This is a genomic window from Streptomyces sp. NPDC033845 (genome assembly GCF_055576225.1).
In genome coordinates this window covers 338,836-347,415 of record NZ_JBVIRI010000009.1, presented here as the reverse complement: position 1 = coordinate 347,415, position 8,580 = coordinate 338,836, and the positions used below count along the sequence as shown (strand labels likewise).

Here is an 8,580-nt window from a genome sequence, read left to right as displayed (position 1 = left end):
ACGCCCGGTTACATTCCGAACCCGGAAGCTAAGCCTTTCAGCGCCGATGGTACTGCAGGGGGGACCCTGTGGGAGAGTAGGACGCCGCCGAACAACCCGCCCTTTTAGCTCAGTCGGTAGAGCGTCTCCATGGTAAGGAGAAGGTCAACGGTTCGATTCCGTTAAAGGGCTCAGAGAAAAAGAGAAAGGCCTCCGCCTCATGGCGGGGGCCTTTTTCGCGTTCCGGGCCGGTTCGGTGAAGAGTGCCGAAGCAGGGCGGGGGCCGGCCGAGGGCGCATTCCGCCCCCGGCCGGCCCCCGCGGGGATCAGTCGCCCGTGCGTTGTTCGGGGACGCGGAAGGCGAGGATGGCCATGTCGTCCGAGGCCGGTTCCGCGGCGAAGCGTTCCACCGCGCGGAGGACCCGGGCCGCGACCGCGCCGGCCGTCAGGCCCGTGCAGGTGGTCAGGACCTCTGTCAGGCCGTCGTCACCGAGCATCCGGGAGCCCTCGCGGCGCTCCGTCACCCCGTCCGTGACGCACAGCAGCACATCGCCCGGCTCCAGCGTCAGCGACTGCTCGTAGAGGTCCAGGTCGTCGATCACGCCCAGCAGCGGCTGCGGGTCGGCGGCCGGGAGCACCCGGCCGTCCGGGCGGAGCCGGAGCGGCAGCGGATGGCCGGCGCACACCACCTTCATCTCCGCGCTGCCGTCCGGCTGCGGGTGGAGTTCCCCGTAGAGCAGCGTCAGGAAGCGGCTGCGGGCGCCCTCGTCGAGGATGGCGGCGTTCAGCCGCTCCAGCACCGCCGGGCCGCCCAGGCCCTCGCGGGCCAGCAGCCGCAGCGCGTGCCGGGCCAGACCGGTGACGGCCGCCGCCTCCGGGCCCGTACCGCAGACATCGCCGATCGCGAAGCCGTAGGCGCCGTCGCGGATCGGGAAGACGTCGTAGAAGTCGCCGCCGACCTCGTTGCCCTCGCCGGCCGCACGGTAGATCACCTCGACCTCCATCCCGGGGATCGCCGGGGAACCGGGCGGCAGCAGACTGCGCTGGAGGGAACGGCTGATCGCCGTGCGCTCCGAATACAGGCGGGCGTTGTCCAGGGCCAGGGCCGCCCGCCGCGACAGGTCCTCGGCGAGCTCCAGGATCTCCTGGCGGAAGTGCTCCTCGTGCGGCTTCCCCAGGGTCAGCATGCCGATCACCCGGTTGCGGGCCAGCAGCGGCAGCACCACGGTCTCGGCGTTCACCGCGGCCGAGGCCGCCGGCCAGGCGCGGGCGCCCGTCTCCGTCACCGGCTCCGGCGGATCCACCCGGGACAGCAGCGCCTTCAGGTCGTCGATCCGGTCCTCGTCCTCGTGCAGCACGTACGACAGGAAGGGGTCCGAGGCCGGGTCGGACAGCGTGTACACCGCACACCAGGCGGCCAGCGTGGGCACCGTCATCTGTGCCATGAGCGCCAGCGTCTGGTCCCGGTCCAGGGTGCCGGCCAGCAGGTCCGAGGCCTCCACCAGGAAGGACAGCGAGCCGCGGCGCAGCCGCTCCAGCTCGCCCAGCCTCGCCGACTCCACGGCCAGCGCGATCCGGTCCGCGGCGAACTGCAGCCGCAGCGCCTCCTCGTTGGAGTACCGGGCGGCACCCTCCGCGGCCACGCCCAGGGAGCCGGTCAGCCGGCCCTCCACCTTCAGCGGGACCGTCACCACCGACCGCATCCCGGTGTTCTCCAGCAGCGGGACCGCGCCGGGCACCGATGCCAGGTCCTCGTGGACGGCGGGCATCCGGGCCGATCCGAACCGGTTCGTGCCGGCCTCCACGGGAACCCGGGCGAACCGCTGGCGGGTGGACGGCAGCCCGGTGGTCGCCCGGACCTCCAGCTCGGTCTCGTCGTCCGTCGCGAGGAGCAGGAAGGCGGCATCGGCGTCCAGCATGTCCCGGGCCCGCTCGACGGTCCGCTGGAGCAGACCGTCGAGATCGTCGGGGGCGGGGGAGCCGATGAACACCTCGAAGGGGTCCGCGGTCCGGGGTTCGGACAGTCGGCCGTCCTCGGCGGGCACCCGGGCCGGGCTCTGCAGGATGGCCCGCTCGTCCTCGTGGACCAGCAGACAGACGGTGGACGGCTCCCCGTAGGCGTCGCGGACCCGCAGGTGCGAGGCGTAGACCGGGATCACCCGGCCGTCCGCGCCGCGGATCCCGTAACTGCCCTCCCAGCGGGACAGGGCGAGGGCCTCGGCGACGCCGGTGCCGGTGCCGGGGGTCTGCGGCCAGGCCGCCAGTTCGGCGAGCGGCCGGCCGATGGCCTTGGACGCAGGATGGCCGAAAGCGTGCTCCGCGTCCTCGTTCCAGGCCGAGACGGTGCCCGAGCCGTCGATCTGCAGGACCGCGACCCGGACCCGGGTCTCGGCCAGCGGCAGCAGCTGGTCGGGGACGACCGGCCCGGCGGAGCGGGTACCGACCGGCCGGTCCGGCAGGTCGAGGCGGAACCACACGTGTTTGCGGGTCGCGGTGTACTCGACGCCCCAGCGGGTGGCCAGGGCCGCGCACAGCATCAGTCCGCGGCCGCTCTCCCGGTCGGGATCGGCGTACGGCCGGTTCGGCGGCGACAACGGCAGCCCGCGGTCGGGATAGCGGTCGGCGACCTCCACGCGGACACCGTCCCCGGCGCGCAGGCACAGCACCTCGGCACCCGTCCCGGCGTGGACCACCGCGTTGGTGACCAGCTCACTGGTGAGGACCACCGCGTCGTCGACGATATCGGCGAAGCCCCAGCCCTGGAGGGTGTCGCGGACGAATGCGCGGGCCGCGGCGACCGAGCGTCCGACGGGGTCGAAGCTGGCAGCCGCCCTGGCGGTGATCACAGGACTCCTCACGAGCGGATGGACAGTCGGACGCCAGGGTACTTACCCCGGTCGGGGTGCGGGCGCCGTCGGGCGGGATTCCACCCGTGGGGTGTGGGCGATGTGCGAAGGTACCGAAGCGTTATGGCCGGGTTCGGCCAGGGTGAAACACTGGGCAGGCATGTACGGGCGGGGTTGTGCTGGACGGGCAGCCCGGTGGAGTGACGGTCGACCCTTTCGGGAGGGACACGGTGGAGTCTGGCGTAGCGGCGCGGCGGACAGGTGCGCGCGCGAAGGGCGGGCGGTCCCGGCGGGGCGGGACGACGGAGGTCGACACCGCGGCGCTGAACCGTCTGCTCACGGCCCTGGTGTCGATGCGGGACGGGAACTTCCGCAAACGGCTGACCGTCTCCGGCGACGGGGTGATGGCGGAGATCGCCGCCGTCTACAACGAGGTCGCCGATCGGAACCTGCACCTCAGCGGCGAGCTGTCCCGGGTCCGGCGGATGGTCGGCCGGGAGGGCAAGCTCAGCGAACGTCTGGAGACCGGGGCCTGCGAGGGGTCCTGGGCGGCCGCCATCGACGCCTCCAACCAGCTGGTGGAGGATCTGGCCCGGCCGGTCTCCGAGGTCGGACGGGTCCTGTCGGCGGTCGCCGAGGGCGACCTCCAGCAGCGGATGGACCTGCGGACCCAGTCCGCCGACGGGGTGGGGCATCCGCTGCGCGGGGAGTTCCTCAAGGTCGGCCGGACGGTCAACAACCTGGTGGACCAGCTGTCCGCGTTCACCGACGAGGTGACCCGGGTCGCGCTGGAGGTGGGCACCGAGGGCAAGCTCGGCGGTCAGGCCCAGGTGCGCGGGATGTCCGGTTCCTGGAAGGACCTGACCGACTCCGTCAACACCATGGCGTACCGGCTCACCGCCCAGGTGCGTGACATCGCGCTGGTGACCACGGCGGTGGCCAAGGGCGATCTGTCGCGCAAGGTCACCGTGCACGTGGCCGGCGAGATGCTGCAGCTGAAGAACACCGTGAACACGATGGTGGACCAGCTGTCCTCGTTCTCCTCCGAGGTGACCCGGGTGGCCCGCGAGGTGGGCACCGAGGGCGAGCTCGGCGGGCAGGCGCAGGTTCCCGGGGTGGCCGGGGTGTGGAAGGACCTGACCGACTCGGTCAACACCATGGCGGGCAACCTGACCGCCCAGGTGCGGGGGATCGCGCAGGTGACCACGGCGGTGGCCAACGGCGACCTGACCCGGAAGGTGACGGTCAGCGCGCGCGGCGAGGTGGCCCAGCTCGCCGAAACGATCAACCAGATGACGGACACCCTGCGGACCTTCGCCGACGAGGTGACCCGGGTGGCGTCCGAGGTGGGCGCGGAGGGCCTGCTCGGCGGGCAGGCGCAGGTGCCGGGTGCGGCGGGGACCTGGAAGGACCTCACCGACTCGGTGAACACGGTTTTCCGGAACCTGACCACCCAGGTGCGGGACATCGCCCAGGTGACCACGGCGGTGGCCAGCGGTGACCTGTCGCAGAAGGTCACGGTGGACGTGGCCGGAGAGATGCTGGAGCTGAAGAACACCGTCAACACGATGGTGGACCAGCTCCAGGCCTTCGGTGCCGAGGTGACCCGGGTGGCCCGGGAGGTCGGGGTCGAGGGCGAGCTCGGCGGGCAGGCGCAGGTGCCGGGTGCGGCGGGGACCTGGAAGGACCTCACCGACTCGGTGAACACCGCGTTCCGCAACCTCACCGGGCAGGTCCGCAACATCGCCCAGGTGACCACGGCGGTGGCCAACGGCGACCTGTCGCAGAAGGTCACGGTGGACGTCTCCGGAGAGATGCTGCAGCTGAAGAACACCGTCAACACGATGGTGGACCAGCTGTCCTCGTTCGCCGACCAGGTGACGCGGATGGCGCGGGACGTGGGCACGGAGGGCCGGCTGGGCGGTCAGGCCCGGGTGGAGGGGGTGTCCGGCACCTGGAAGGAGCTCACCGACTCGGTGAACTTCATGGCCGGCAACCTGACCTCCCAGGTCCGGCAGATCGCCCAGGTGACCACGGCGGTGGCCCGCGGAGACCTGTCGCAGAAGATCGACGTGGACGCCCGCGGGGAGATCCTGGAGCTGAAGAACACCATCAACACGATGGTGGACCAGCTGTCGGCGTTCGCCGAGCAGGTGACCCGGGTGGCCCGGGACGTGGGTACCGAGGGCCGGCTGGGCGGTCAGGCGCAGGTGCCGGGCGTGGCCGGGGTGTGGCGCGATCTGACCGACTCGGTGAACGGCATGGCCGGGAACCTGACCTCGCAGGTCCGCAACATCGCGCAGGTGGCCACGGCGGTGGCCCGCGGAGACCTGTCGCAGAAGATCGAGGTGGACGCCCGGGGCGAGATCCTGGAGCTGAAGAACACCCTGAACACCATGGTGGACCAGCTCTCGAACTTCGCGGAGCAGGTGACCCGGGTGGCCCGCGAGGTGGGTACCGAGGGCATCCTCGGCGGCCAGGCCGAGGTGAAGGGGGTCTCCGGGACCTGGAAGGACCTCACCCAGTCGGTCAACTTCATGGCGAACAACCTGACCTCGCAGGTCCGCAACATCGCCGAGGTGACCACGGCGGTGGCCATGGGCGACCTGTCCAAGAAGATCACGGTCGACGCCAAGGGCGAGATCCTCGAACTGGTCACCACCGTGAACACGATGGTGGACCAGCTGTCCTCGTTCGCCGAGCAGGTGACGCGGGTGGCCCGCGAGGTGGGTACCGAGGGCATCCTCGGCGGTCAGGCCCGGGTGCGCGGGGTGACCGGCATCTGGAAGGACCTGAGCGACAACGTCAACACCATGGCCGGGAACCTGACGGCCCAGGTGCGCGGGATCGCGCAGGTGTCCACGGCGGTGGCCAACGGCGACCTGACCAAGACGGTCACCGTCGAGGCCCGCGGTGAGGTGGCGCAGCTCGCCGACACCGTCAACACGATGGTGAAGACCCTGTCCTCGTTCGCGGACGAGGTGACCCGGGTGGCCCGCGAGGTGGGCACGGAGGGTCGGCTGGGCGGTCAGGCGCACGTGCCGGGGGTGTCGGGGACCTGGAAGGACCTCACCGACTCGGTGAACTTCATGGCCTCCAACCTCACCGGGCAGGTCCGGCAGATCGCCATGGTCACCACCGCCATCGCCAAGGGCGACATGACCAAGAAGATCGACATCGACGCGCGCGGGGAGATCCTGGAGCTGAAGACCACCATCAACACGATGGTGGACCAGCTGTCCTCGTTCGCCGACCAGGTGACCCGGGTGGCCCGCGAGGTGGGCACCGAGGGGATCCTGGGCGGTCAGGCCCGGGTCCGGGACGTGGACGGGACCTGGCGGGACCTGACCGAGTCGGTGAACGAGATGGCCGGGAACCTGACCCGGCAGGTGCGGGCGATCGCGGCGGTGGCGACCGCGGTGACCCGCGGTGATCTGAACCTGAAGATCGACGTGGACGCCTCGGGGGAGATCCAGGTCCTCCAGGACAACATCAACACGATGATCGCCAACCTGCGGGACACCACGCTGGCCAACAAGGAGCAGGACTGGCTGAAGGGCAACCTGGCCCGGATCTCCGGTCTGATGCAGGGCCGCCGCGACCTCGACGACGTGGCCTCCCTGATCATGAGCGAGCTCACCCCGGTGGTGTCGGCGCAGGCCGGGGCGTTCTTCCTGTCGGTGCCGGCCGGCGGTGCCGCCGAGCTGGCGGCCGACGGGACCGGCGAGGGCTCGTACGAGCTCCACATGCGGGGCAGCTACGCCTACGCGGGGGACCGGATGCCGACCTCCTTCCGGCCGGGGGAGGGGCTGATCGGGACGGTCGCCGAGGAGAAGCGGTCCATCCTGGTGGAGAACACCCCGCCGGGCTATCTGAAGATCTCCTCGGGGCTCGGTGAGGCTCCGCCGGCCCATGTGATCGTGCTGCCGGTGCTGTTCGAGGGCAAGGTGCTCGGGGTCATCGAGCTGGCCTCCTTCCAGCCGTTCACGCAGATCCAGAAGGACTTCCTCAGCCAGATCGCCGAGATGATCGGCACCAGCGTCAACACCATCAGCGTCAACTCCAAGACCGAGGTGCTGCTGAAGCAGTCCCAGGAGATGACCGAGCAGCTGAGGGAGCGTTCGGACGAGCTGGAGAACCGGCAGAAGGCCCTCCAGGCGGCCAACGCCGAACTGGAGGAGAAGGCCGAGCTCCTCGCCCAGCAGAACCGGGACATCGAGGTGAAGAACACCGAGATCGAGGAGGCCCGGCAGGTGCTGGAGGAGCGGGCCGAACAGCTCGCCGTCTCCATGCGCTACAAGTCGGAGTTCCTGGCGAACATGTCGCACGAGCTGCGCACCCCGCTCAACTCGCTGCTGATCCTGGCGAAACTGCTCGCGGACAACGCGGAGGGCAACCTCTCGCCGAAGCAGGTGGAGTTCGCGGAGACCATCCACGGGGCCGGCTCGGACCTGCTCCAGCTGATCAACGACATCCTGGACCTGTCGAAGGTCGAGGCGGGCAAGATGGACGTCTCGCCGACCCGGATCGCCCTGGTGCAGCTGGTGGACTACGTGGAGGCCACCTTCCGGCCGCTGACCGCGGAGAAGGGCCTGGACTTCTCCGTGCGGGTCTCCCCGGAGCTGCCCGCCACCCTGCACACCGACGAGCAGCGGCTGCTCCAGGTGCTGCGGAACCTGCTGTCGAACGCGGTGAAGTTCACCGACAACGGGGCGGTGGAGCTGGTGATCCGGCCGGCCGGGGCGGACGTGCCCACGGCCATCCGGGAGCAGCTGCTGGAGGCCGGCTCGCTGCGCGACGCCGATGCCGACCTGATCGCCTTCTCGGTCACCGACACCGGGATCGGCATCGCGGCGAGCAAGATGCTGGTGATCTTCGAGGCCTTCAAGCAGGCGGACGGCACCACCAGCCGCAAGTACGGCGGCACCGGGCTGGGCCTGTCGATCAGCCGGGAGATCGCCCGGCTGCTGGGCGGCGAGATCCACGCGGCCAGCGAACCGGGCCGGGGTTCCACCTTCACCCTGTACCTGCCGCTGCACCCGAGCGAGCTGCCCCCGCAGGGGTACGCGCCGCCGTCCCCCGGCGGCAGCCGGGACCTCTACCGGCCCGGGCAGGCGGCGCTGCCGGCGGCCGGGGCCCCCGGGGCCGATCGGGGAGCGCCCGCGCTGCCCGCGGGCTCCCGGGAGCCGGTGGAGGCGCGGCAGGAGGGCGGGGAGCCGGGCGGGCCCGGCGGCCAGGGCTCCTCAGCGCTGTTCCGGCGCCGCCGGAAGGCGCTGGGCGAGGCCGCGCCCCGGCCGGAGGCGGCGGGCCGGCCGGCCGCGGAGGAGTGGGTGCTGGCGGAGGACCCGCCGGCGCCGCCCCGCTCGTACGGCTTCCACGGCGAGCAGGTGCTGATCGTCGACGACGACGTGCGGAACGTGTTCGCGCTGACCAGCGTGCTGGAGCAGCACGGGCTCGCGGTGCTCTACGCGGAGAACGGCCGGGAGGGCATCGAGGTATTGGAGCAGCACGACGACGTGACGGTGGTGCTGATGGACATCATGATGCCGGAGATGGACGGCTACGCGACGACGGCGGCGATCCGGCGGATGCCGCAGTTCGAGGGGCTGCCGATCATCGCGCTGACCGCGAAGGCGATGAAGGGCGACCGGGAGAAGGCCATCGACTCCGGCGCGACCGACTACGTCACCAAGCCGGTCGACCCCGATTTCCTGCTGTCGGTGATGGAGCAGCACATGCGGGCGAAGTGAACGGG

Annotated in this window: 2 protein-coding genes, 1 tRNA gene and 1 rRNA gene; 3 read left to right on the top strand and 1 reads right to left on the bottom strand. The window is 71.0% G+C overall.

All coding sequences use genetic code 11. The features are described 5' to 3' along the window. Positions 1-93, top strand: a 5S ribosomal RNA gene (gene rrf, locus ACZ50K_RS21585); the annotation flags it as partial. 5 nt (positions 94-98) lie between these two features. Next, positions 99-171 (top strand) — tRNA-Thr (locus ACZ50K_RS21580). A gap of 134 nt (positions 172-305) precedes the next feature. On the opposite strand, the gene ACZ50K_RS21575 is transcribed toward ACZ50K_RS21580, so the two are convergent. Continuing rightward, positions 306-2,825 (bottom strand): SpoIIE family protein phosphatase, encoded by a 2,520-nt coding sequence (locus ACZ50K_RS21575; RefSeq protein WP_468905356.1) that lies wholly within the window; start codon positions 2,823-2,825, stop codon positions 306-308. Positions 2,826-3,055: 230 nt separating this feature from the next. Between ACZ50K_RS21575 and ACZ50K_RS21570 the strand changes: the two genes are divergently transcribed. Beyond that, complete coding sequence (locus tag ACZ50K_RS21570; protein ID WP_468905353.1) at positions 3,056-8,575, top strand: HAMP domain-containing protein; 5,520 nt, start codon at positions 3,056-3,058, stop codon at positions 8,573-8,575. The last annotated feature ends 5 nt before the right edge of the window (positions 8,576-8,580 follow it).